We start from the raw sequence: 23933 nt of genomic DNA, 5'->3' as shown, positions 1-23933 counted from the left end.
TAATTGTTCTTTAGAAGTTTTATTCTGAGATTCAATATGCTAACAGATTTTTTAAGGGAAGATTATGAAAGATACTAAGGAGCTACATCGGCAGATTTTAGAAGTTATTGCCTTGATCCCCTATGGCAAAGTGGCAAGTTATGGGCAAATTGCAAGATTAGCTGGTCTGCCTAAACATGCCCGGTTAGTAGGTTATGTATTGAAGCATTTAGACAAAGAAAGCAAGATTCCTTGGCATCGAGTAATTAATGGACAAGGGAGAATCAGTGTGACACGGATGAATGATCAAGGTGAAAATATTCAGCAAAATTTGCTGGAGGAGGAGGGCATTCATTTGCTGAACGGTAAAGTAAACCTGAAAGTCTTTGGTTGGACCATTTGATAAAAAATAAAGCTTACGATGACGTTTGCAAGCACACCTGAACTAAGTGACATTACAATTTTTAATAAAGCTGGAAAAAAGCATGGTCATTATCTTTACCATGCTTTTTTATTGACTGTATCGTTACTACTCTAATTGGTTTAGCTATTGAATAAATTCAACGTATAACTAAAACTGGAATATGGCTTTCAGCTAACACTTTTTGAGCCACGCTTCCTAAAACAAACTGCTTAAATCCTGTGCGCCCATGTGACCCCATAATAATAAGGTCTGTGCCTAGATTTTGGGCAGCTTTAATAATTTCTTGATGAATTGAAAGACCTTCCAATACTTGGGTGGTCACCGTAACACCTAAGGCTTCAAATTTGTCTTCAGCTTTAGTCAGATTCTCTTGTACATAGCCTTTAACACGTTCAATCAACTCATTACTTTGACCAAAACGGAGGTAGGTATCAGCTAAATAGGGATCTAGGGTGACGACCCCTACAACGGTAATTTGACTATCTAGTGCTTTGGCGAGTTGAGCGGCTTCCTGAATGACATTGTTTGCAATTTCTGAGTCGTCAATCGCAACTAAAATTTTTTGATAGGTCATGTTTATTACTCCTTATTTCTACGCTCTTCTATGGATTTAGCTTATAAAATTTTGTTCAAAATATACTTTATAGTTCTATATTAAACCTGTTGTTCGTAAAATAAAACCTAGTATTTTTATAGGGATAGTTGTTTTTTATGGACTGAGTGTGAAGAGCTAGTGTTGTTGAAAATAAATGAAATTTCTTTAAAAAACAGAGTGATTGTATATCAATGATTTAGCGCAATAACTGATCAATCTTGATTGAGAAAATGGGCCAATTGATCAATATTATTCGTTTGTAACAGATCACGTATTTTTAAGATTTTCTTTTCATCTAGATCATACAGTTTCAAAGTCAATAGCTTTTCTATCTGCTCTTGAGGAAAACGATATTTTAAAACTTTGGCAGGCACGCCACCGACAACTGCATAAGGTGGTACATCTTGCGTCACGACTGCTCCCGTTGCGATCACAGCACCTTCACCTAATTTAACCCCCTGCATGATCATGGCACGACTACCAATCCAGCAGCCATCAGCGATAATCGTATCACCAGCAGCTAAGAAGCTACGTGTATCAAAAGGAAAGGTAGAGATCCAATCAGGACGATGTAATTGATTACCTCCCATCATAATCACGCATTCAGCGCCAAAGCACACGAAATTGCCGATATAGAGTTGATCAATGGGTTTGTCTGGTGACGAGGGTTTTTCGTGTAGGTAACGCACGACACATCGCTCAAAACCTTGATCCCAATAGGCAGAGTAATATGAATAATTGCCTTTGATATGAATATTCGGATTTTTCACTGTTTTGGAAATAAACTCGAACTCACACCAATGTTTTAACGGTGTATTGATCAGTGCTGTGTCCATGTTGACTCCAAAAGTGTTCTAAATCTTGGTGAATAAAAACCCCTCTAAAGAGGGGTTAAGTTAATATGAAATATTAAAGATATTCCACACTCACAATTTCGTATTCAACTTCGCCTTGAGGTGTTTGAATCTTGACTTCATCACCTTCACTTTTGCCAAGTAGACCACGGGCAATGGGTGAGTTCACTGAGATTTTATTAATTTTAAAATCTGCTTCATCATCACCAACGATTTTATAGGTCTTACGTTCTTCTGTATCTAGATTTTCAATTGTAACCGTAATACCAAAGACTACACGCCCATTTTGTTCAAGTGTTTTAACATCAATTTCTTGTGCTGCGCCCAGTTTTCCTTCGATATCTTGAATGCGACCTTCACAAAAACCTTGCTGTTCACGCGCAGCATGATATTCAGCATTTTCTTTTAAGTCACCATGCTCACGCGCTTCTGCAATCGCTTGAATGATACGCGGGCGGTCAACTGTTTTTAACTGTTGTAATTCTTTCTCTAAGGCAATTTTGCCTTCGGGAGTCATCGGATAACGTTGCATTCTAGTCCCCTCTAAATGGGTTGGGAAAATACAGGATTAAAAAAACAAAAAGCCCGCCACCAATAAGGTGACGGGACTTATTGGTAAATAATTAACCTACAGTTTGTAAATCTTGCAAGCGGTATACATCCATTGGCAATTTCACAGCAAATGCTTGGCAAACTGCTTCTGCACCATTGATAGTCGTGGTGTAATACACTTTGCCTTGTAAGGCTGCACGGCGGATCATGGCAGAATCATATTGGGCTTGTTTGCCTTCAGTGGTGTTGACAATAAGATGAATTTCACCATTTTTCAAGCGATCAACAATATGAGGGCGGCCTTCGGTTACTTTATTGACCGCTTCACACGCTAATCCAGCTTCTTGAAGTACTTGGTAAGTACCATTGGTTGCAATGAGTTTGAAGCCATAAGCAATCAACTGTTTAGCGATGTTGGCAATGTATTTCTTATCTGATTCACGAACAGATAAGAATGCATGTTTCACTTCGCCTTCAGTTGGTAAGCCTGGTAAACGTTCATTTGAACCCAGTACCGCTTTATAGAATGCTTCACCAAAGGTTTGACCAACGCCCATCACTTCACCTGTAGACTTCATCTCAGGGCCAAGCATTGGATCAACGCCTTGGAACTTCGCGAATGGGAATACAGCTTCTTTCACAGCAAAGTGTGTTGGAATGATTTCTTTAGTGAAACCTTGCGATTCCAGTGATTGACCCGCCATACAGCGTGCAGCAACTTTTGCTAAAGAATCACCAATACATTTAGAAACGAATGGAACAGTACGTGATGCACGTGGGTTCACTTCAAGGATATAAATGTCATTACCTTTAACCGCAAACTGAACGTTCATTAAACCGATTACGCCAAGTTCTTTTGCCATAGCAACGGTTTGACGACGCATTTCATCCTGAACCTCTTGTGAAAGAGAGTAAGGAGGAATTGAACATGCTGAGTCACCTGAGTGAATTCCTGCTTGTTCGATGTGCTGCATGATACCGCCAATCACAACGTCTTTACCGTCAGATACGCAGTCTACGTCAACTTCAGTTGCATCATCTAGGAAACGGTCAAGAAGAACGGGCGCTTCATTAGACGCTTGAACTGCTTCACGAAGGTAACGTTTAAGTTCATCTTCGTTATAGACGATTTCCATGGCACGACCACCCAATACATAAGATGGACGAACCACCAATGGATAGCCGACTTTAGCCGCTTCAGAAATACCTTCTTCAGCAGATTTAACAATACTGTTGTTTGGTTGACGAAGCTGTAAACGTTGAATCATTTGCTGGAAACGTTCGCGGTCTTCTGCACGGTCAATTGCATCAGGTGATGTACCGATAATTGGTGTACCAGCTTCTTCTAAAGCACGTGCCAATTTTAATGGGGTTTGACCACCGTATTGTACGATTACGCCTTTCGGCTTCTCGATACGAACGATTTCGAGCACATCTTCAAGTGTGACTGGCTCGAAGTATAAACGGTCAGATGTGTCATAGTCAGTTGAAACCGTTTCTGGGTTACAGTTGACCATGATGGTTTCATAACCGTCTTCACGCATGGCGAGGGCAGCGTGTACACAGCAATAATCAAACTCGATCCCTTGACCAATACGGTTTGGACCACCACCAATCACCATGATCTTGTCACGATTCGATGGATTCGCTTCACATTCTTCATCGTAAGTTGAGTACATGTAAGCGGTGTCAGATTCAAACTCAGCAGCACAGGTATCAACACGTTTGTAAACTGGATAGACGCCCAAGTTCCAACGTTGTTTACGGAATTGCTTTTGTGAAATACCCATCAAGTCTGCAATACGCAGGTCAGATAAACCTTTGCGTTTGAATGCACGGATATTGTCAGCGTTTAAGTCACCAAAACCTAAAGTTTTCACTTGAGCTTCAGCTTTAACGATATCTTCGATTTGGATCAGGAACCAACGATCAATCTTAGTTGCTTCGAATACGTCATCTAATGAGAAACCGTGACGGAATGCATCAGCAACGTACCAAATTCGCTCAGGACCTGGAACTTTAAGTTCTTTTAGAATAACGTCTTTTGCATTGGCAGCACCGACTTCGATTTTTTCATCAAAGCCGCTTACGCCTACTTCAAGACCACGAAGTGCTTTTTGTACAGATTCTTGGAAGTTACGACCAATCGCCATGACTTCGCCCACAGATTTCATCTGCGTTGTGAGTACAGGCTCAGCTTGTGGGAATTTTTCGAAGTTGAAACGAGGAATCTTGGTGACAACATAGTCAATCGCTGGTTCAAAGCTTGCTGGTGTGATACCACCCGTGATGTCATTTTTCAATTCATCAAGCGTGTAACCGACTGCTAGTTTTGCAGCGATTTTCGCAATTGGGAAACCTGTTGCTTTAGATGCAAGTGCAGATGAACGCGATACACGCGGGTTCATCTCGATCACAACCATACGACCGTCTTTCGGGTTAATACCGAATTGAACGTTCGAACCACCTGTTTCCACACCGATTTCACGAAGAACAGCAACCGATGCATTACGCATGATTTGATATTCTTTATCTGTCAGTGTTTGAGCAGGAGCGACGGTGATAGAGTCACCTGTGTGTACACCCATTGGGTCAAAGTTTTCGATCGCACATACGATGATACAGTTGTCGTTTTTGTCACGAACAACTTCCATTTCGTATTCTTTCCAGCCAATTAATGATTCATCAATCAATAATTGTTTGGTCGGTGAAAGATCGAAACCACGTTCACAGATTTCAATAAATTCTTCTTTGTTATATGCAATACCGCCACCAGAACCACCCATAGTAAATGATGGGCGAATGATGACTGGGAAACCGAAACGTGATTGAATTTCCAGTGCGTGTTCCATGCTTTCAGCAACATCAGCACGAGGACATTCTAATCCGATTTTACGCATTGCGATGTCAAAAAGTTTACGATCTTCAGCTTTTTCAATCGCTTCTTTTGATGCACCAATCAATTCAACATTATATTTTGCTAGAACGCCATGTTCATCTAGTGCAAGCGCACAGTTTAATGCTGTTTGACCACCCATGGTTGGGAGGACAGCATCTGGACGTTCTTTTTCAATGATTTGTGCGACAGTTTGCCAAGTGATTGGCTCAATATAAGTTGCATCCGCCATTGACGGGTCGGTCATGATGGTCGCTGGATTCGAGTTGACCAAAATAACACGGTAACCTTCTTCACGAAGGGCTTTACATGCTTGTGCACCAGAATAGTCAAACTCACATGCTTGACCAATGACAATTGGACCTGCACCAATAATTAAGATGCTTTTAATATCCGTACGTTTAGGCATAATTTACTCGCTCTTGATTACTGTTTAGATGCTTCAATGAGTTCGATGAAATGATCGAATAATGGAGCACAATCATGTGGGCCAGGACTTGCTTCAGGGTGACCTTGGAAGCTGAATGCTGGTTTGTCAGTACGATGAATACCTTGGTTTGTACCATCAAACAGTGAGCGATGAGTCACTTTTAAATTTGTTGGTAAGGTACTTTCATCAACAGCAAAGCCGTGGTTTTGAGAAGTGATCATCACTGTACCGTGATGTTCGCTGAGAGGGTCAAGATTTTGTACAGGATGGTTGGCACCATGATGACCATGATTCATTTTCATGGTTTTTGCGCCAGAAGCGAGTGCTAAAATTTGATGACCTAAACAAATACCGAACACGGGTAAATTGGTTGTTTCAACAATGGTTTTCACTGCGGCAATGGCATAATCACATGCTGCTGGATCGCCAGGACCATTCGACAAGAACACGCCATCTGGGTTTAACGCAAGGACTTGCTCAGCAGGGGTTTGCGCAGGGACGACCGTGAGTTTACAACCACGGTCCGCAAGCATACGTAAGATGTTGGTTTTGACACCATAATCGTATGCCACAACATGAAATTTCATTTCAGGTTGAGTAAAACCTTTACCGAGAGTCCAAGAGCCTTCAGTCCATTCAAAACCTTCTGGATCACAGCACTCTTTGGCAAGGTCTAAACCAGTTAAACCACCAAAAGCACGGGCTTTGGCGATTGCTTCTTCTTCTGTAATATTTTCGCCAGCAAGGATGCAACCATTTTGTGCGCCTTTGTCACGTAAAATACGTGTCAGTTTACGTGTATCAATATCAGCGATTGCAACAACATTGTGTTGTTGTAAATACTCACTTAGAGATTGTTCAGCACGGAAATTGCTGTGTAATAAAGGAAGATCACGAATAATCAAACCATTCGCCCATACTTTATGGATACGACCTGATTCAACATCTTCGCTATTACAGCCTGTATTTCCAATATGAGGATAAGTCAGCGTCACAATTTGTTGTGCGTAACTTGGATCAGTCAAAATTTCTTGATAGCCAGTCATGGCGGTATTAAAAACGACTTCACCAGTCGTATTTCCCGATGCACCGATAGACGTTCCTTTAAAGATCGTTCCATCAGCGAGGGCTAAAATGGCGGGGATGCTCAAACCAAAGCTCCTGAACTAAAACCACAAAAATAAGGCTGTAAAAAAGCGAGAAGACATAAAAAAAGGCAGGCTGTCTTTAAAAAAACATGGCCTCCTTCTGGTCTGCTCGCTTATAACTTAACAGCGCATTATACGCATGAGTCTGTGAGAAGTCTATGTGTTTTATTTATTAAAATCAGTAAATGCTCGATTTCTTTGACCTCGTCACTATAGATTGGTGTCTATTGCAAAATCTCTCATTTTGATAACGTTATCATGAGATATTATGCAAATTGTCTAACAATTTTTTAATGGTTCAAGCTGAAAGCGTTTTATCTTATTATCTAGCCAAAAAATCAACAATCAATATAGAGGGGAATCATAATGGCTGAGAATCAAACTACTGCAGCAACTGAAGAAGTGAAAGACGTTGTTGTTGAAAAAACTGCAAAAGCGAAAGAAGCTGTAGCTGAAAAAACGGCGAAGGCTAAAGAAGTTGTTGCAGAAAAAACAGCAAAAGCGAAAGAAGTAATTGCTGAAACTCAAGAGCAAGCAAAAGAAGTGATTGCTGAGACTCAAGAGCAGGTTAAAGAAGCTTTGGCTGATACTCAAGCAAAAATTGAGACTGAAGCGAAAGAATTGAATCAAAACATTCAAAATCAACTGACGCAAATTAAGCAAGATATTTTACAGCGTATTGATGTGATCAAGACCCAATTGAACTCTTCTCAAGGTAACTTGGTTGAGCTAAAAAATGCATTGAAAACTGAGTTAAATAGTTTAATCGAAGATTTAACCAAAGTGAGTAAAGAGTTGAAAGATGACATCAGTCAAATTTCTGTAAAGCATAAAGATACTTTGGTTGATAGCTTTAAGCGTACTAAAGGTCAAGCTGTTGAAGCGTGGAACAAAGTTCGTGCAAACTAAGCACTAATAATGATGTTAGATTGAAAAAAGCGAGAAGTTTATTTCTCGCTTTTTTATTGGGTCTGTTGACCTTTCAACCATGCATTGCGTTATTAGCTAAAACGACATAAACAAGGCATGAAACGCAGGCAATGGCGACCCCCTTGTCAAGTTTCATAACGCAGTTTAGGGAAGTTTTAGCCATAACCCTTTGGGACAGGGGCATTTTTTGCCGCTACTGCGTTATGCCTTATTTATTTAGAATGACTAAATTGCATAAGACATGCCTTGTACCGTCTAAAAAATGTCCTCTGTCGCAAGCATCTGTGAAATGTCAACAGGCCCTATTTAAAACTGATGTAACCAATCTCGTTTATTATGGAAGTCTGCTTGAGGACTACTATGCTGCATCGCAAAATACTGCACACCTTGAGTGGTATTCAGCACAGCAGTTAAGCCTAAATATAAGTCAGACCATTTTAGTTGATGTTGTTGCATAAATTTAGATAAATCTAAGCTGACATTCAAACCATAATGGGTTCGCTGTAAATGATTTAGCTCGATGTCATCTGCTGCGACTGGCGGCATATTTTCAGGAAAGCGGTATTCTTCAAATTGATACACTTGCCAAGCTTGAGAGGGAGAAAGGTTGATTTCACGATAGAAATCTTGGTCTTTCACACCTACAAAAAGTTCAAAACAAGTCTGTTCCCATAAAAAGTCATGACGCGGATGTGCCGCGACTTTTTCTGGATAAATCAAAAACTGATTTGGATCACTCACCCAGAAAGCAACATTTAAGGTTGCTGGGGTTTGCTGCTCAATCGCGCCCACTACACTAATACTGTGAAAACGATCAAAAGCAGAAAGATCATAACTTGCCATTGCGATTACTGACTTAGGTGAGCAAAACGTACGAGGTTAGACAGGTGTTGATTTTGTTTTGCTGCTTTTTTATAGAGCAAAACGATTTTACCGATTTTTTGTACCGCTTCAGCACCAGTGGCTTCAACAATAGCATCAATCACAGCTGCGCGTGCTTCGCGATCTTCACCTGCGATCTTCACTTTAATCAATTCATGATCATTTAACGCCCGATGCGCTTCTTCAATTACACTTTCTGTAAGCCCTTGACCGCCAATCATGACCACTGGATTAAGTGCATGACCGATTTGACGTAAACGTTTACGTTCATGGATAGATAAAGCCGCCATTGAAAATACCTGATTTGAAAAACGACCTAGTATAGCTTGCATCCTGAATCTAAGATAGATTTAGGATGCAAGCACTTGCGGCAAATGTGTATATAACTGCTGAAATGATCAATGGTGATGATCGAAAAACTGTAAAAGATCGTAGCATTAAACTGCTCTGATACTGTAATAAGCTGAATTTTCACGTACAATGATCAATCAGAAGTTTTTTGAAATTTAGAGAGTTATGGCGACACGCATTACCAATCAAAAATTGTCGAAAAGCAGTCGTGTATGGATGAGAGAGCACTTAGATGATCCTTTTGTAAAAAAAGCGCAAAAGGAGGGTTATCGTGCACGTGCAGCATATAAGCTACTTGAGATCCAAGAAAAATATAAAATGATCAAGCCGGGTATGACGGTAGTTGACTTAGGTGCAGCACCCGGTAGTTGGTCACAAATTGCAGGTAAATTAGTTGGCGCGAACGGTTTGGTTGTTGCTTCAGATATTTTAGCAATGGATGCTTTGCCCGACGTAACTTTCTTACAGGGCGATTTCCGCGAAGAAGAAGTTTTCGAAAAATTGTTAAATATTTTAAATGGACGCCAAGTAGATATTGTAATTTCAGATATGGCCCCCAATACATCAGGTAATAAGGCTGTTGATCAACCTCGTCAAATTTACTTATGTGAATTGGCTTTGGACTTTGCTCAGAAAGTGTTAGGACCGAATGGCCAGTTTTTGGTTAAAGTGTTCCAAGGCACTGGATTTGATGAGTTTAGAAAACAGGTGGTCGATAGTTTTGATGTGTTAAAAACAGCCAAACCAGCGGCGTCGCGTGCTCGATCAAAAGAGGTTTTTTTGATTGGACAAGGTCGTAAAAAGGCCTTGAAATAAAAAGTATACTTGCCAAGTTGTTAAAAATTGTGCATTTTGTACCTTTTAAGTTTTTTGCAACGCAAATTCATTGCTGTTTTTGTGAAGGTCAGCCAAGATTAGGTATGATCAAATTAGATTGATATGGGAATAAAGCCTTGAGCGATTACTTCAAGAATGCCGTATTGTGGCTCGTCATACTCGGTGTTCTGATTTTGATTTTTAGCAACGTCAGTGACCGAAATAAACCTGCGGCGATGAAATACTCTGATTTCGTTGCGGCGGTGAATGCTGGACAAATTAAACAAGTCACCATTGATGGTTTAAATATCAGTGGCGAAAAAACTGATAGTTCTCCATTTGAGACCGTTCGTCCACAAGTAGAAGACACTCAGTTGCTACCAAGCTTAAACAAACAAAATGTAGTGGTTGAAGGCATTGCGCCACAACGCCAAGGCATTTTGATGCAACTTCTCATCGCAAGTTTCCCGATATTGCTTATTATTTTGTTGTTCATGTTCTTTATGCGCAACATGGGCGGTGGTGCTGGTGGTAAGAATGGCCCAATGAGCTTTGGTAAATCAAAAGCGAAAATGCTAACTGAAGACCAAATCAAGATCACGTTTGTTGATGTTGCTGGTTGTGATGAAGCAAAACAAGAAGTGGTTGAAATCGTTGATTTCTTAAAAGACCCATCCAAATTTAAACGTCTTGGAGCAACGATTCCACGTGGCGTGTTAATGGTTGGTCCTCCGGGTACGGGTAAAACCTTATTAGCAAAAGCAATTGCGGGTGAAGCCAAAGTTCCATTCTTTAGTATTTCAGGTTCTGATTTCGTCGAAATGTTTGTCGGTGTCGGTGCATCGCGTGTTCGTGACATGTTTGAACAGGCGAAACGAAACGCGCCATGTATCATCTTTATTGATGAGATTGATGCAGTCGGTCGTCATCGTGGTTCGGGTACAGGTGGTGGTCATGATGAACGTGAACAGACTTTGAACCAGATGCTTGTTGAAATGGATGGCTTTGAAGGCAACGAAGGCGTTATCGTTATTGCTGCTACAAACCGTGCTGATGTGCTTGATAAAGCGCTTCTACGTCCGGGACGTTTTGATCGTCAAGTGATGGTTGGTTTGCCTGACATTCGTGGTCGTGAGCAAATCCTTAATGTACATTTGAAGAAATTGCCTTCTGTGACTGGTGTGGATCTTAAAATTCTGGCACGTGGTACACCAGGATTCTCAGGTGCACAGCTTGCTAACCTTGTGAATGAAGCGGCATTGTTTGCTGCTCGCCGTAACAAAAATACGGTCGATATGCATGACTTTGAAGATGCTAAAGACAAGATTTACATGGGGCCTGAACGTAAGTCGATGGTGCTTCGTGAAGAAGAACGTCGCGCAACGGCTTATCATGAAGCAGGGCATGCGATTGTTGCTGAAATCTTACCAGGTACCGATCCAGTTCATAAAGTTACAATCATGCCACGTGGTTGGGCGCTTGGTGTCACATGGCAGCTTCCTGAACAAGACCAAACCAGCCATTATAAAGATAAGATGTTGAATGAACTTTCCATTTTATTTGGTGGTCGTATTGCAGAGGAAGTCTTCATTAACCAAATGTCTACTGGTGCATCCAATGACTTTGAACGTGCAACCAAAATGGCGCGTGCAATGGTGACCAAATATGGTATGTCTGATGCGCTTGGTGTGATGGTTTATGAAGATGAAAACCAAAGTGGTTTCTTCGGTAATGTCGGTAGTCGTACCATTTCTGAAGCTACGCAGCAAAAAGTAGATGAAGAAGTACGTCGTATCTTAGACGAGCAGTACAAAGTGGCACGTGATATCTTAGAAAGTAATAAAGATATTGCACATGCCATGGTAAAAGCCTTGATGGATTGGGAAACCATTGATCGTGACCAAATCCGTGACATCATGGAAGGTCGTGAACCACAACCACCAAAAGTGTATGTGGCTGAAAATCCAGTGGCTGATTTTGAACCACCTAAAGATGGTCCATCTACACCACCGCCATTGCCAGCAATGGGTTAAAAGATTTTAAAAAGAATGAGCGACTTAGGTCGCTCTTTTTTTGTCTTGATTTTGGCTGAAGTTGAAAATAAATCATCAACCATTAAGGCTTAGTCTTGTTAATATAATGACATTCATATGTGGAGAGTGTTGATGCGGTTAATGCCATTACCCCAGTGCCAATTACAGTGTGGTCGTTTTAGATTAGATTTATCTCAGCCTCAGATTATGGGAATCTTGAATGTAACCCCTGATTCATTTAGCGATGGTGGGCAGCATCAGCATAAAGAGCAAGCGATTAAACATGCATTGCAGATGATTGAAGATGGGGCAACGATAATCGACATTGGTGGTGAATCAACACGTCCAAATGCTTCACCTGTTTCTGTCGAAGAAGAAATTCGACGTGTAATTCCTGTGGTTGAAGCATTATCAAAATATGATGTGATTATGTCGATTGATACCAGCCAGCCCGAAGTCATACGGGCTGCCATCCAAGCAGGTGCGCATATTTGGAATGATGTTCGTGCATTAACCCGTCCGCAGGCCTTAGAAACTGCGGCTGAACTCAACATACCTGTTGTATTGATGCATATGCGTGGTGAACCGACCAATATGAATCAACTGGATCAGTATGATGATGTGACTGAAGATGTGATGAGGGAGCTACAGCAGCGCCTAGATCAAGCAATTGCAGTTGGGATTAAAACAGAAAATATTATTCTTGATCCCGGTTTTGGTTTTGCTAAAAATGCGCAACAAAATTTTCAACTACTGAATGCGTTCTGGAAACTCAATCAAATGGGCTATCCAATTTTGTCCGGACTTTCTCGTAAACGTTTTATTGGTGAAGCATTACATGGTGTTCCAGCGCAAGAGCGGGCCGTTGGTAGTGTGATGGGGCACATGTTGAGTATTCAGCAGGGCGCAAGCATTGTTCGGGTTCATGATGTCAAAGCAACCCGTGATGCCTTAAACGTTTGGACAATGATGAAGAATACCTAATACTTTACACATCAGTACTGCATTGTATGGGCTACTGATGTGTAAAATAATCTTCAATATAAGAAACGATCAATCCTTTGAGTGATATAAAAATGGAAAATAAAACAATTACATATAAAAGCTTATGGGTGTTTGCACTCATTCTCAGTCTAGGATTTATTATTTCGGCTGGTGTAATGGGCTATGCACTGAAGCAATTTAATAGCACAAAAAATTCAATTACGGTCAAGGGCTTGGCTGAAAAACCAATCCAAGCGGATTCTGCTCGTTGGGAAATTAACTTACAAACCAACCGCACTTCAGACACGATTCCTGAAGCTTATCAATTACTTGATCAGCACATGAAAGTGCTACAAGCTTTCTTTGTTGAACATGGCTTCAAGACAGTGGATATGCAGCTTGGTAATAAAAGTTCTCAAGCCTATTATGAAGACGTCGATACAGGTGAAGGGCGGACCAAGCGGGAGTTTAAAGGCTATATTGCATTACAATCTTTGGTGATCAGTAGTCGAGATATTGAGACAATTGAACAGGCTGCAAAAGATGCTTATTTGCTTGATGAAAAAGGCATTGCAATTGAACAGCAACCTGAATATCTGGTGTCTAATTTAGAAGAAATCAAAATGTCATTGATTGCTAATGCCACGAAAAATGCCTATAGCCGTGCCAATGAGTTTGCCAAAGTCGGCGGCGTTAAGGTGGGTATGATGCGTTCAGCAAGTCAGGGTGCATTCTATATTCTGCCTGAAAGTGGGTCTGATGATAACAGTGACTATGGGGGGGCCTATGACAAAGCAACCATTAATAAAATTGCCCGTGTTGTCGTGACGATCAATTATGCGATTGAGTAGTAGCTGAGGATTTTGATAGATCAAAAAATACGCAATGGTTGTTATGAAGGTAAGGATACATTCGAACACGATGTATCCTTATTTTTTTGCATACAATTAAGTTGCATATCATTTTCATTTGAAAAGACAAAATAAAATTCAGGGGTTTATACATGCATCAATCAACAAAAATTCTCAGCCTAACCTTGCTCAGTTGTATGGTGATGGCCTGTAGCAATCCAGTAAAAGAGCAAAGAGGCGCTGGCGCAGAAGTTATGATGCCAGCGCCTTTGGTTCTGCCGACTAGAATGGCGGACAATGCTCGCAAGGCGATTGCTCCTGCTGCTTATATTGCGGTAATGCCAACCCTAGAGCGACCGAGACTAGAACAAAACACTGAAAAATATCAGAGCAATGAAGTTAACCCTGTTTTTCGAGTCTCAGATCAAGCAATCTCAACTTTTAGTATTGATGTGGATACAGGCAGTTATACCAATACGCGCAGATTCTTAAATGATGGACGTTTACCGCCAGCAGATGCGGTGCGTATCGAGGAAATGATTAATTATTTTGATTATCAGTATCCACAACCAGTCGGTGTACATCCATTTTCAGTGACCACTGAAACCGTGGATTCACCTTGGAAAGACCATGCCAAGCTCATCAAAATCGGGATTCAGGCCAAGGATTTAACGGTCAAGCAATTGCCACCTGCAAATTTAGTTTTTCTTGTCGATGTGTCAGGGAGTATGAGTGCACCCGATAAGTTGCCATTGGTGAAGCAAACATTACGCTTGTTGACTGAGCAGTTACGACCACAGGACAAAGTCACGATTATTACTTATGCTAGTGGCGAGAAATTAGTGCTTGAGCCGACCTCAGGCGATCAGAAGGATAAAATACTGGCCGTGGTTAATGCATTAAAAGCGGGTGGTGCAACGGCTGGAGAGCAGGCAGTCCAACTGGCGTATAAACAAGCTGAGAAAGCTTTTGTGAAAAATGGCATTAACCGTATTTTACTGGCGACAGATGGTGACTTTAATGTCGGGATCACCGATTTTAGTACTTTAAAAGGTATCGTTGCTGAAAAACGAAAAAGTGGCATTTCGTTAACCACACTCGGTTTTGGTACGGGGAATTATAATGAGCAGTTAATGGAACAGCTTGCAGACGCAGGTGATGGAAATTACAGCTATATCGACAATAAAAATGAAGCCAAAAAAGTGGTACAGCGTCAATTGTCATCAACCCTTGCAACTGTTGCACAAGATGTAAAAATTCAGGTCGAGTTTAATCCCGCCACGGTGAAAGAATATCGTTTAGTCGGTTATGAAAACCGTATGCTCAAGCAAGAAGATTTTAATAACGATAAAGTGGATGCTGGGGATATTGGGGCTGGGCATCGTGTTACCGCATTATATGAAATCATTCCAGCTGGAAAACAGGGTTGGCTCAATGATTCACGTTATCAAGCAACGACAAAACTCGATGCGAGCAGGGCATCAGAATATGCCTTTGTGAATTTACGTTATAAATTACCCAATCAAGCAACCAGTATTTTATTGAATCAAGCAGTGAAAACCGGCAGTAAAACCCTTGCACAAGCCAATAGTGATACGCGTTTTGCAATCGCCGTTGCTTCTTATGCTCAACAACTCAAAGGTGGGCAATACAATGGGGCAGTCGGATGGGATCAGATTATTCAATTGGCACAACAATCTGCTCAACCTGATCCTTATCTTATGCGTGAGGAGTTTGTAGAGCTGGCTAAAATTGCCAAAAGTTTAAGTGCTAAAAAAGATTGAATATTCATGTTATAAATGTGGTCGGTGACGATGGCTTCACCGACCATGCATGGTACTCATTTATAGTAGGATGAAATAACAATCACGATGAAAACGCCATTAATTAGATCAAGTGAATTAAGCGAACTTAATAACTGTAATGTCTGGTTGAAAATGGAATCTGCTCAGCCTACAGGTTCTTTTAAGCAAAGAAGTATCGGCAATGCCTGTCTAAAATATGTAGAAAAAGGGGCCAAGAAATTCATTAGTTCTTCTGGTGGCAATGCGGGTATTTCAGTCGCTTATATGGGAAAAGCTCTTCATATCCCTGTCACAGTGATTGTGCCTAAAACAACGTCTCAAAAAGCGATTGATTTAATGCTGCAACACGGTGCTGAGGTCATTGTGCATGGTGAATCTTGGGTGGAAGCCAATGAGCTGGCACTTTCATTGGTCAATGATGAGGTCATTTATATTCATCCATTCGATGATCAATATTTGTGGGATGGTGTTGCAAATATTATTGATGAAGTTATTGCCGAAGGTATCTATCCGAATGCGGTTGTTTTATCCGTCGGTGGGGGCAGTTTAATCTCTGGTATTAATCAAGGCTTAAGTCGAAATCATTTAGACATTCCAATTTATGCGATTGAAACCGATGGAACAGCTTCTTTAAATACCTCAATCAAGATGGGAAAGCATATAACCTTAGAGGAAGTGACGGGGATTGCGACAACACTTGCAGCCAAACAAGTCTGTGAAAATGCGTTTCTGATTTCACAAAGTCAAAACGTTCAAGGTATGACTGTTTCGGATCAAGAAGCAGTGACTGCTTGTTTGAAGTTTTTAGATGATCATCGAACATTGGTTGAGCCTGCATGTGGCGCAACATTATCCATCTTGTATGATAAAAAAATTAGCTTCGCACCGACAGAGGATGTGTTGGTGATCGTATGCGGTGGTGCATCCATTACCTTTGAGCAGCTTTCAAAATATGCTCAGCAATTTTCGGTGCAAACAGTGGTTTGAATGTATCGCTTGGCTTTGGAAATATTCATCTTATTTCCAAAGTGCGATAGCTCAATAAAAAAATACGGAGATGATTTGATCAAGGAAGGTTTTAAAAACCGCTTTTTTTATGCTGAAATATCGTGATTTGTATCAGTTTATGGTATAAGCATGGCGTTCTATTGGCATATTCATTTTTATGTTTGAAAATTTACTCCTCCCCATGTTTGATGATGAATATTATCCCGATATTCTGGTTGCAGAAGTCAAACAGCATATTCGTCAGTTTGCAAAAAAAGTGAGTCGCTCTGGCTTGTCTGAAACTGAGATTTATCGTTTTGCAAATCTGACCACCATTGAAATTAATGAAATGAAACCGCAGTTTGAAGACTTGGATTCATCCTTAGATGACACCGCAGCGGATTATATTGCTGAAGCGATGATGATGATCGTGCAAGAAGCGGGCTATTTCGATATTGAAATGGAAGAATTAATTGTCAATCGAGAGTGGTAAGCGCCACTCTCGATCAATATTTATAAAAAATCATTGATTAGCGTCTTCTCCAAACCATAATTTGGGTAAAACGATTTGTCCAGAAATCCATGCTTCAATTTTGGGTTGTTTCACTTTCTGATAATAAATACTTTCACTATTGATCAGCAGTCCTAAAGTATCTCCCTCATTTAGTTTTCCATTTATACTCGGTAATTCAATACGTTGATGATGTGAATCTGAATGAGTTAAGCCCAATGTAATCTGATCATAAATTTGTTTTTTAGCATGATTAAAGGGTGCTGTTTGTTCATTCAAAACAACATATTTCCCGGTTTCTTTTGATTTTACTGCAACAGATATAAATAACACGGGGTCATTAGATTCTGCTTCAACATTGAGCGTTAAGAGCGGGGAACCCGTAATATGCGTGGCTTGCTTTGCCTCATGTATAGGAACAAATACAGCTTGTGTCTTGGTTGCGGCAATCCATGTTCTATTCATGGTGTAAGATGTGGTTGGGTTTAGATCTGTGAGCTGTGTGACAGGGCTATGATCTACGCATAATTCAGGTAGCTTGAGTGTCGTTGTTTGGTCTTTTAATTTTTGATCGAACCACTTTAAGATCGTATTTTGTAAGTTGTAGTGTTGTTTATCCCCACAATGAACAGATTTTCCGATGTACCAAAAAGGTGTTTGGCCTGAAGGAGAGTGCTGTGCCAAGGGTTGCAGATGTCCGCCTTGTACCCCGATCAAATGGACTTTTTGCCGCGCTTGTTTGACGCATTCAGCGGCTTTAACGCCTTCATTAAATGGGAATAAGATATCTCTAAATCCCTGAATGATCAGTGCATCTGCTTGAGGTGCTTGACCATGTTCACAAAACCAACGCGCTTGATGCATTTTTAGAAAATGATAGGACGATTCATTGAGCAGCCCTTGTTGCGTTTCTTGATAGGCTTGTTTAAGTTCAGGATCAAATTTATTCCAATTCCACCAGTCACCAATTAAATTTAAGAAACCAATCCAGTTGCTTTTAGGCACACCATTCGGTGCAAGGCTATTTACGAGATCATACCAAGTGGTAATGGGAACAATGGCTTGTAAACGTGGATCCAATGCCGATGCAAGATATTGCACCCCGCCTGCATAGGACTCACCAATCATGCCAGTACGAACGCCATTTTGGTTTTTTGCTAATTGGGGAAGGTGCTTTTCAGCCCAATTCATGATGCTAATAATATCCTGTGCTTCTTTGTTTGGATCAGCAAGACGGATTTTACCTTTGCTATTGCCATGCCCACGTTGGTCATAACTAATCACCCAATAGCCGTTTTTCCATGCAGTTTTGGCAACTTGTCCCGTGGGTAACAGAAAACCATATAAACTCAGTTCAGGACGTTTCATTCGCGATAAACCAAAGCCATGCGTATGCAACAGTAAAGGCGCGGTTTGGCCGACCTTTAAATGGGGTTGATACACGGTAAAAGCCAGTACAGTGCCATCAGCAGTTATGGTTTTGGCCTGATAATAACGTTGCTTTAATTCGACTGTTTCTTGATGAGCATGAATGGGTTTAGGTGAATGATAAGCACAACCTTGTATGAGCAAGGTAACGCTAAAAAATATCCATAAAAGATAAATACGCATAGATTCTTTCATCCTTGAATAAATCTCTGAGAAGTCATGTTGGGATACAGCAGCAAATCATATATCTGCAATGATGGTTTTGCTCTAACTCAGCCAATGATCAAATACTATAATCTAAATCGATAGACCATTTTACTGATCTATCGGTTTTGTTGTCTTATAAGTTGTATGATTTCTTGCGATAAGCATATAAAAATAGACCAAAGCATAAACAGATCAAGCCAATAATCAAATGTGAGCTGAGTGGCTCATGGTTCAACGATATCCCCCAAAATGTTGCCAATACGGGGGTTACAATCATGATGAGCATAACTGTGGTCGGATTGAGTTTTTGAATTAAGTGAAAATAAAAAATCATGGCCAGTACTGAAGAAAATAATGCGCTATACAGCAAAGCCATACTGGCTTGTAGACTTGGCAGTTGTGTCGGAACTTCTGAGATAAAAAATGGCAATAAACAGACATAGCCAATCCATGAAACCAAGGTTGAGCCTGTGGTTTGAGTAATGGGGTGAATCTTTGCACCCACTTTTGCAACAGCGAACATAGAAAGTACATAGAGTAAAACCGCAATGATTTCATAGGCAATACCCAGCATGTCGAGCTGAACATCATCTGTACCTAAGCCCATTGTGAGTATCAAGCCGAGAAAGGCCAGTGTTAAACCGCACCATTGGCGTAGGTGAAAGTGTTCACGTTTTAAAATAAATACGACAATTAAACCTGACCATAACGGTGCAGTGCCATAAATAATCGAAATCATCGCTGAGGGAACACGCGTCGCGCCCATATAACAAAAAGTCATAGAGCCAAATAACCCAATTGCACCTGCTACATAACTGAGGATGGCTTTGAGATTTATGATGAGTTTGAGTCGAAAGTAAAACAAACACATAAAGGCAAGTGGAATGGCCAGACTGTAGCGTAGAAATAAGCCCCACGCCCAATGAATTTCTTGCACCGTCCATACCGCCGCTAATGGGGTAAATGACCAAATCAGAACGACTGCAATAAATTGACCGACTGTCGCTGGGCGAAGGGAAGTAGAGGCAACAGTCGGTTGTATCTGTGTCGTGGATATAAAACTTTTTTCATGTAGTTGTGACATGGGATTCTCCAGTAATCATCGAGGTCTATTTAGATTTCTCAAAATTTAGGTAAAAAAAAGGCCGCCATTGAGGCGACCGATGTTTCATGTGATGTCTTTTTTAAATCGTCATCGGATGAAATAATGCAAAGCCTCCTCGCATAGACACGCAGACACGTCGCCAGCTTGCATTGCTGAGAATGCAAGCTGTGATATGAGCAAGACATATGGCGGGAACTTTATGAATGATCATGTGGGTCATATAAAATAAGCTTTGGATTTTTATAGCATAAGGTATGAATAAAAAATAGTCATTATTCTCAATGGTGCTGAAAAAATAAAAAATAGCCCTTAAAGATTTTATGGTTGCTTAAATTGAAGATCTTTTCATAATGACCTTATTCGATATTTAAATAGAAGTTTTCTCTTGTCTGCTTTAGAAATCATTGCTGTCTTGATGAGTGTTATCGGTGTCACATTAACGATTCAGCGCCATATGTGGTGTTGGGGGTTTAATGTTTTGGCTTGTGCCTTGTATGCGTATCTTTTTTTCAACTATAAGTTGTATGCTGAAACCATCCTGCAATTTTTCTTTATCGCGTTCAATTTCTATGGTTTTTATTATTGGTTGAAAGGGAAACGACAAGAGCACGAGATTCGCATTGAACCCATCGTGATTCGGATCGCAATGGGGCAAATGTGTTTGGCTGCAATGGGTGGATTATTATTGGGTTTAATGTTGAAGCACTTCACCGATGCAGCCGTACCGATATTAGATGCGCAACTTGCCGCATTTAGTTTGCTCGCAACCTATTGGACCAGTCGCAAGCATATTGCAACTTGGGTGCTTTGGATCTTTGTGGATATCGTCTATGTAGGCATGTTTGTATACAAAGAACTGTTTTTAACTGCGGGTTTATATGCGGCATTTGTTGGATTAGCAACCTATGGTTGGTGGCAATGGACCAGAGCCAAACAAAAGCAATTGGCACATCCCATAAAACAAGGGCAGCACTGATCGCGACCCTTGTTGATCAGCTTATTTTGTTTGGGCTAGGTAGCTTTGTACCGCTTGGCGAGCAATGGCTGGATCATCAGCAAATACCCCATCAACCCCTGCTTTGAAATAAAGCTGTAATTCTTTGATTGAACCTGTTGGACAGCGTTCGGCTGCTTTTGACGTTTCAGTACTACACTTTAACGTCTCAGGTAAGAATTTATTTTCTGGACGGAATGTATATGGATGTACTTTTAGTCCGACTTGATGAGCATCAGGGATAAATGATGTGGTTTGTGTCATGGCTTCATCTTTAAAGATATAAGGCTTCCACGGTCCAACACCATTTGCATATTGCGCAACCTCTTTTAAGCCTTGTGCAGTTGCCATATCCGCATAGGTGGTTGAGATATTTTGCGCCACAAAATCTGCTGGTTGTACTGTTTTCTCATCATAAAGTTGGATCAGTTGTGCATGTTTAACACTTTTATGCGCATCCAATTGACCTTTTAAATATTTTAAATTACTCACTTCAAATGACTGTAAGTAGACGGGTGCGATGTCACGGGTATATGTGTATTTGGCTAAGGTTTTTAGCAAAGTGTCTTCCATTGCTAAATTTTGTTTTTGGAAAAAGGAGGGGTGTTTGGTTTCAATATATAAGCCAATGATCTTGCCTGTTTTTTTGTAATGTGCATCGGCAAGTTCAATAATTTGTTCCAATGTTGGGATCGCATATAGGTCATTATAGTTTTGATTGGCAGGTCGATCCTCTGGAATACGTTCGCGTGCTTTGAGTTGCTGTAACTCTTTGAGTGTAAAGTCCTCTGTGAACCAACCTTCGATACTTTGGCCATCAATCACTTTTGTGGTTTTACGATCTGCAAATTCTGGCAGACTGGCAACATTGGTGGTGCCGCTGATTTCATTTTCATGGCGTGCCACTAAAATACCATCTTTGGTCGAGACGACATCAGGTTCAATAAAATCTGCACCATCATCAATCGCTTTTTGATAAGCCTCAAGGGTATGTTCAGGTCGCAGCGCACTCGCACCACGATGTCCGACCACTAAAATCTGCGGCAATTGATACTCAGGTTGAGTCGATTTAGATGAATCATTGTCATCACTATTACAACCTACAAGGCTGACTAGACAAAGACTTGCGACTGCTTTTTTTAACATATCTAAACTCTTGTGTTTTTTATTAGAGCCTTAGTGTGCTGATTAAATTTATCAAACAGATGACAATGAGATGATTATTTGATGAAAATAAAAAGAATGTTTAAATAAAACAATTGAAATAAAACATCCAATTTTACCCAATGTTAAAACTGGGTGTTCTAATCTTCAACAATCACTGCTTTTTTTCCCAATAAGGCCAGTTCACTTCAGGGCTGAAGTGATAATCTTGGTCTAGCCAATAGGACTGAGGTGGTGCAGATTTATCTTTGAGTCCCATAATCTGCATCAAATTGTTGTCGAGTTCAGCGGTGTTGATGGTTTTGGTGAGATCCACGCCTGTTGACGGTATATGGTCGTACCACATCATTACAGGAACTTGATAACCCGCTTTCGTATTTGGGCTATGACCCGCATAATCGATCTCATGTCCAACTTCATTGCCATGATCTGAAACAACAGTAAATGACCTAAAGTCTAAGTTCTTTTCCGCCATCAGCTTATCCAAAATTTGAGCCAATAACGTGTCTTGATACAAGATGGCATTGTCATAATGATTACGCATGGAACGTATCCATGGATCAATATCATTTTTCTTGAGTCGCATCTCTACCGCATCATTACTATCGCTACTAAACTGATTAAACAGAGCAGGGTAACGTTCTTTATAGTTGGGATGTGTGCCGATCATATGCAGAATAATTAACTTTTTCGGCTCAGGATCTGCAAGGGCTTGTTGATAAGCTGGGATCAGATTTTCATCTAAAGAAGTGCTGCTGCGTCCTGAACGGGTATTTTTATAGATCGCTTTATCCGCATAAGAACCGAATAATGAGGACAGGTAAATATCATCTTGATTGCTGAGCCAGTAAATTTTATAACCTGCTGCTTTTGCATAAGCAAGTACACTTTCTGGTGAATATCGATCATATTCTGAAGCAGGGCTTTCAGTTAAAAGTACCCGTAAGGCATTAATCGTGGAGGGAGATGGTGAAAATGCATTACAAAATACTTTAATCTGATCAATTCTTTTTGAGAGTTCAGGCGTGGTATTTCGAGCATAGCCGCATAAGCCCAAATCAAGACTGGTGATACTTTCAGACAAGACCAACACGTGAGTTTGTTTCTGTTTAGCGTGTTCTGCAACGATTAGGTTCTGTTTGGCACTGATATCCCACTGATGATGAACATCTTTATGTTGCTTGATTCGGTCTTTGAAATCTTGAATTTTTCCCTGATAATTATTCCAAAATACAACTGGATGAACATTGCGTGACGGCTTGAGGAGATAGCAAGATAAGCTCAGTAAAACCAGTAAAATAATTGCTGCACGATAAATTGAGCTGTTCCACAGTTGCTGGAAATTTTCAGCTTTTAAATATTTAAATACGATGTAGTGATAAGCGATCGTAAGTGAAACCAAACCAAATAGCAGGGCAATAATGCTCATTGCATGAAGTTGCAAAAACTCCCATGTCTCGGCATAACTGGTATTCGCAATCGCCTCAATAATAAAGTAGGCTTCATTGTCACTGCTAAATAAAATCCAAGTACTCGAACGCAATAGTGAGTCGGACCAGAAAATCAGCCACCAAATGATGGACAGCAGAGACAAATACTTTTTATTTTGAGTAATCGCCAAATATAAGAAAATGACGCCGGGTAGGGATAAAAATCCAAGCCTTAGGCCATCAGAGACATTGCCAGAGAAAATGAATAAACCGCCAGTAATCAGAGCGGGTAGCAGAATCAATAGGAGAATATTAAAATTCTTCAGGTGGGCCTTCATAGATACTGAATAAGATAGGAGAGAACAATAAGCGTGCTACTATCGGTTTTAGCGTAGGCATTGTCAATCTGAATTTAAGAACTTATTGATAGCAAAGTCGTTTCAATTTTGTGTTTATTAGTTATTTGAATTTACTTAGTTTATTTTCTTTTTAATCTATTTGAAATAACCTGAAAAATCCACAATTTCTTCGTAATTCTAGCTTTTTGCAATGATATGTTAATAGGGATAGTGTTTCC

At 40.5% G+C, this 23933-nt stretch carries 21 protein-coding genes; 10 read left to right on the top strand and 11 right to left on the bottom strand.

Annotated features, from left to right (window positions below; all coding sequences use genetic code 11):
* Positions 1 to 64: 64 nt before the first annotated feature.
* The gene (locus MMP72_RS06470; RefSeq protein ID WP_241315614.1) at positions 65 to 382 is read left to right on the top strand and encodes an MGMT family protein; all 318 of its coding nucleotides are present in this window, start codon (positions 65 to 67) and stop codon (positions 380 to 382) included.
* A 157-nt stretch (positions 383 to 539) separates the two neighbouring features.
* Here MMP72_RS06470 and MMP72_RS06465 read toward each other — a convergent pair whose 3' ends face one another.
* The 5 genes from MMP72_RS06465 to carA form a co-directional block, all read right to left on the bottom strand.
* On the bottom strand, positions 540 to 977 hold the full coding sequence (locus MMP72_RS06465; protein ID WP_241315613.1) for a universal stress protein: 438 nt from the start codon (positions 975 to 977) through the stop codon (positions 540 to 542).
* A gap of 233 nt (positions 978 to 1210) precedes the next feature.
* Positions 1211 to 1834 (bottom strand): CatB-related O-acetyltransferase, encoded by a 624-nt coding sequence (locus MMP72_RS06460; RefSeq protein WP_241315612.1) that lies wholly within the window; start codon positions 1832 to 1834, stop codon positions 1211 to 1213.
* A 73-nt stretch (positions 1835 to 1907) separates the two neighbouring features.
* Entirely contained in the window at positions 1908 to 2384 is a 477-nt protein-coding gene (gene greA, locus MMP72_RS06455; protein WP_241315611.1) for a transcription elongation factor GreA, read from the bottom strand.
* A gap of 91 nt (positions 2385 to 2475) precedes the next feature.
* Positions 2476 to 5709, bottom strand: coding sequence for a carbamoyl-phosphate synthase large subunit (gene carB / locus MMP72_RS06450; protein ID WP_241315610.1), 3234 nt, complete (start codon positions 5707 to 5709; stop codon positions 2476 to 2478).
* A 17-nt stretch (positions 5710 to 5726) separates the two neighbouring features.
* Positions 5727 to 6881, bottom strand: coding sequence for a glutamine-hydrolyzing carbamoyl-phosphate synthase small subunit (gene carA / locus MMP72_RS06445; protein WP_241315609.1), 1155 nt, complete (start codon positions 6879 to 6881; stop codon positions 5727 to 5729).
* 363 nt (positions 6882 to 7244) lie between these two features.
* Between carA and MMP72_RS06440 the strand changes: the two genes are divergently transcribed.
* Positions 7245 to 7787, top strand: a complete 543-nt coding sequence (locus MMP72_RS06440) for a hypothetical protein (RefSeq protein WP_241315608.1) — start codon at positions 7245 to 7247, stop codon at positions 7785 to 7787.
* A gap of 327 nt (positions 7788 to 8114) precedes the next feature.
* Here MMP72_RS06440 and MMP72_RS06435 read toward each other — a convergent pair whose 3' ends face one another.
* Together MMP72_RS06435 and yhbY are read right to left on the bottom strand one after the other, a co-directional pair.
* The gene (locus MMP72_RS06435) at positions 8115 to 8651 is read right to left on the bottom strand and encodes a DOMON-like domain-containing protein (RefSeq protein WP_241315606.1); all 537 of its coding nucleotides are present in this window, start codon (positions 8649 to 8651) and stop codon (positions 8115 to 8117) included.
* A 5-nt stretch (positions 8652 to 8656) separates the two neighbouring features.
* On the bottom strand, positions 8657 to 8980 hold the full coding sequence (yhbY, locus tag MMP72_RS06430) for a ribosome assembly RNA-binding protein YhbY (protein WP_130161003.1): 324 nt from the start codon (positions 8978 to 8980) through the stop codon (positions 8657 to 8659).
* A 226-nt stretch (positions 8981 to 9206) separates the two neighbouring features.
* Between yhbY and rlmE the strand changes: the two genes are divergently transcribed.
* The 7 genes from rlmE to MMP72_RS06395 all read left to right on the top strand — a co-directional run bounded on the left by rlmE (position 9207) and on the right by MMP72_RS06395 (position 17010).
* A complete protein-coding gene (gene rlmE / locus MMP72_RS06425) occupies positions 9207 to 9857 on the top strand; it encodes a 23S rRNA (uridine(2552)-2'-O)-methyltransferase RlmE (protein WP_004669142.1) in 651 nt (216 codons plus the stop codon).
* 137 nt (positions 9858 to 9994) lie between these two features.
* On the top strand, positions 9995 to 11890 hold the full coding sequence (gene ftsH, locus MMP72_RS06420) for an ATP-dependent zinc metalloprotease FtsH (RefSeq protein WP_241315604.1): 1896 nt from the start codon (positions 9995 to 9997) through the stop codon (positions 11888 to 11890).
* 132 nt (positions 11891 to 12022) lie between these two features.
* Positions 12023 to 12874 carry a dihydropteroate synthase gene (gene folP / locus MMP72_RS06415; RefSeq protein WP_241315602.1) on the top strand — a complete coding sequence of 284 codons (852 nt, stop codon included), beginning with the start codon at positions 12023 to 12025 and terminating at the stop codon, positions 12872 to 12874.
* A gap of 92 nt (positions 12875 to 12966) precedes the next feature.
* Positions 12967 to 13725, top strand: coding sequence for an SIMPL domain-containing protein (locus MMP72_RS06410; RefSeq protein ID WP_241315600.1), 759 nt, complete (start codon positions 12967 to 12969; stop codon positions 13723 to 13725).
* Positions 13726 to 13877: 152 nt separating this feature from the next.
* Positions 13878 to 15509 (top strand): VWA domain-containing protein, encoded by a 1632-nt coding sequence (locus tag MMP72_RS06405; RefSeq protein WP_241315599.1) that lies wholly within the window; start codon positions 13878 to 13880, stop codon positions 15507 to 15509.
* An 87-nt stretch (positions 15510 to 15596) separates the two neighbouring features.
* Entirely contained in the window at positions 15597 to 16517 is a 921-nt protein-coding gene (locus MMP72_RS06400; protein ID WP_241315597.1) for a pyridoxal-phosphate dependent enzyme, read from the top strand.
* Between the two features lie 178 nt (positions 16518 to 16695).
* On the top strand, positions 16696 to 17010 hold the full coding sequence (locus MMP72_RS06395; protein ID WP_241315595.1) for a DUF5713 family protein: 315 nt from the start codon (positions 16696 to 16698) through the stop codon (positions 17008 to 17010).
* Positions 17011 to 17040: 30 nt separating this feature from the next.
* Here the strand turns inward: MMP72_RS06395 and MMP72_RS06390 are convergent, their stop codons facing one another.
* Both MMP72_RS06390 and MMP72_RS06385 read right to left on the bottom strand, forming a co-directional pair.
* Complete coding sequence (locus MMP72_RS06390; protein ID WP_241315593.1) at positions 17041 to 18639, bottom strand: CocE/NonD family hydrolase; 1599 nt, start codon at positions 18637 to 18639, stop codon at positions 17041 to 17043.
* A 157-nt stretch (positions 18640 to 18796) separates the two neighbouring features.
* Positions 18797 to 19747 carry a DMT family transporter gene (locus MMP72_RS06385; protein ID WP_241315591.1) on the bottom strand — a complete coding sequence of 317 codons (951 nt, stop codon included), beginning with the start codon at positions 19745 to 19747 and terminating at the stop codon, positions 18797 to 18799.
* A gap of 406 nt (positions 19748 to 20153) precedes the next feature.
* On the opposite strand from MMP72_RS06385, the gene pnuC reads away from it, so the two are divergent.
* The gene (pnuC, locus tag MMP72_RS06380) at positions 20154 to 20744 is read left to right on the top strand and encodes a nicotinamide riboside transporter PnuC (protein ID WP_241315590.1); all 591 of its coding nucleotides are present in this window, start codon (positions 20154 to 20156) and stop codon (positions 20742 to 20744) included.
* A 21-nt stretch (positions 20745 to 20765) separates the two neighbouring features.
* Here pnuC and MMP72_RS06375 read toward each other — a convergent pair whose 3' ends face one another.
* Together MMP72_RS06375 and MMP72_RS06370 are read right to left on the bottom strand one after the other, a co-directional pair.
* Positions 20766 to 21908, bottom strand: a complete 1143-nt coding sequence (locus MMP72_RS06375) for a glycerophosphodiester phosphodiesterase (RefSeq protein ID WP_241315588.1) — start codon at positions 21906 to 21908, stop codon at positions 20766 to 20768.
* 172 nt (positions 21909 to 22080) lie between these two features.
* Positions 22081 to 23694 carry a phosphoethanolamine transferase gene (locus MMP72_RS06370; RefSeq protein WP_241315586.1) on the bottom strand — a complete coding sequence of 538 codons (1614 nt, stop codon included), beginning with the start codon at positions 23692 to 23694 and terminating at the stop codon, positions 22081 to 22083.
* Between the last annotated feature and the right edge of the window lie 239 nt (positions 23695 to 23933).

It is taken from the genome of Acinetobacter sp. NIPH 2699 (assembly GCF_022549355.1).
Taxonomy (GTDB): domain Bacteria; phylum Pseudomonadota; class Gammaproteobacteria; order Pseudomonadales; family Moraxellaceae; genus Acinetobacter.
The sequence above is the reverse complement of the archived record's forward strand: the minus strand, read 5'-3'. Positions and strand labels throughout refer to the sequence as shown.

Coding starts and splice junctions, on each gene's coding strand:
- MMP72_RS06400 (WP_241315597.1), top strand. CDS start 15,597: ATGAAAACGCCATTAATTAGATCAAGTGAATTAAGCGAACTTAATAAC.
- MMP72_RS06370 (WP_241315586.1), bottom strand. CDS start 23,694: ATGAAGGCCCACCTGAAGAATTTTAATATTCTCCTATTGATTCTGCTA.
- MMP72_RS06440 (WP_241315608.1), top strand. CDS start 7,245: ATGGCTGAGAATCAAACTACTGCAGCAACTGAAGAAGTGAAAGACGTT.
- MMP72_RS06460 (WP_241315612.1), bottom strand. CDS start 1,834: ATGGACACAGCACTGATCAATACACCGTTAAAACATTGGTGTGAGTTC.
- MMP72_RS06435 (WP_241315606.1), bottom strand. CDS start 8,651: ATGGCAAGTTATGATCTTTCTGCTTTTGATCGTTTTCACAGTATTAGT.
- greA (WP_241315611.1), bottom strand. CDS start 2,384: ATGCAACGTTATCCGATGACTCCCGAAGGCAAAATTGCCTTAGAGAAA.
- MMP72_RS06470 (WP_241315614.1), top strand. CDS start 65: ATGAAAGATACTAAGGAGCTACATCGGCAGATTTTAGAAGTTATTGCC.
- folP (WP_241315602.1), top strand. CDS start 12,023: ATGCGGTTAATGCCATTACCCCAGTGCCAATTACAGTGTGGTCGTTTT.
- rlmE (WP_004669142.1), top strand. CDS start 9,207: ATGGCGACACGCATTACCAATCAAAAATTGTCGAAAAGCAGTCGTGTA.
- MMP72_RS06385 (WP_241315591.1), bottom strand. CDS start 19,747: ATGTCACAACTACATGAAAAAAGTTTTATATCCACGACACAGATACAA.
- MMP72_RS06405 (WP_241315599.1), top strand. CDS start 13,878: ATGCATCAATCAACAAAAATTCTCAGCCTAACCTTGCTCAGTTGTATG.
- MMP72_RS06390 (WP_241315593.1), bottom strand. CDS start 18,639: ATGCGTATTTATCTTTTATGGATATTTTTTAGCGTTACCTTGCTCATA.
- MMP72_RS06395 (WP_241315595.1), top strand. CDS start 16,696: ATGTTTGAAAATTTACTCCTCCCCATGTTTGATGATGAATATTATCCC.
- MMP72_RS06410 (WP_241315600.1), top strand. CDS start 12,967: ATGGAAAATAAAACAATTACATATAAAAGCTTATGGGTGTTTGCACTC.
- carB (WP_241315610.1), bottom strand. CDS start 5,709: ATGCCTAAACGTACGGATATTAAAAGCATCTTAATTATTGGTGCAGGT.
- MMP72_RS06375 (WP_241315588.1), bottom strand. CDS start 21,908: ATGTTAAAAAAAGCAGTCGCAAGTCTTTGTCTAGTCAGCCTTGTAGGT.
- yhbY (WP_130161003.1), bottom strand. CDS start 8,980: ATGGCGGCTTTATCTATCCATGAACGTAAACGTTTACGTCAAATCGGT.
- MMP72_RS06465 (WP_241315613.1), bottom strand. CDS start 977: ATGACCTATCAAAAAATTTTAGTTGCGATTGACGACTCAGAAATTGCA.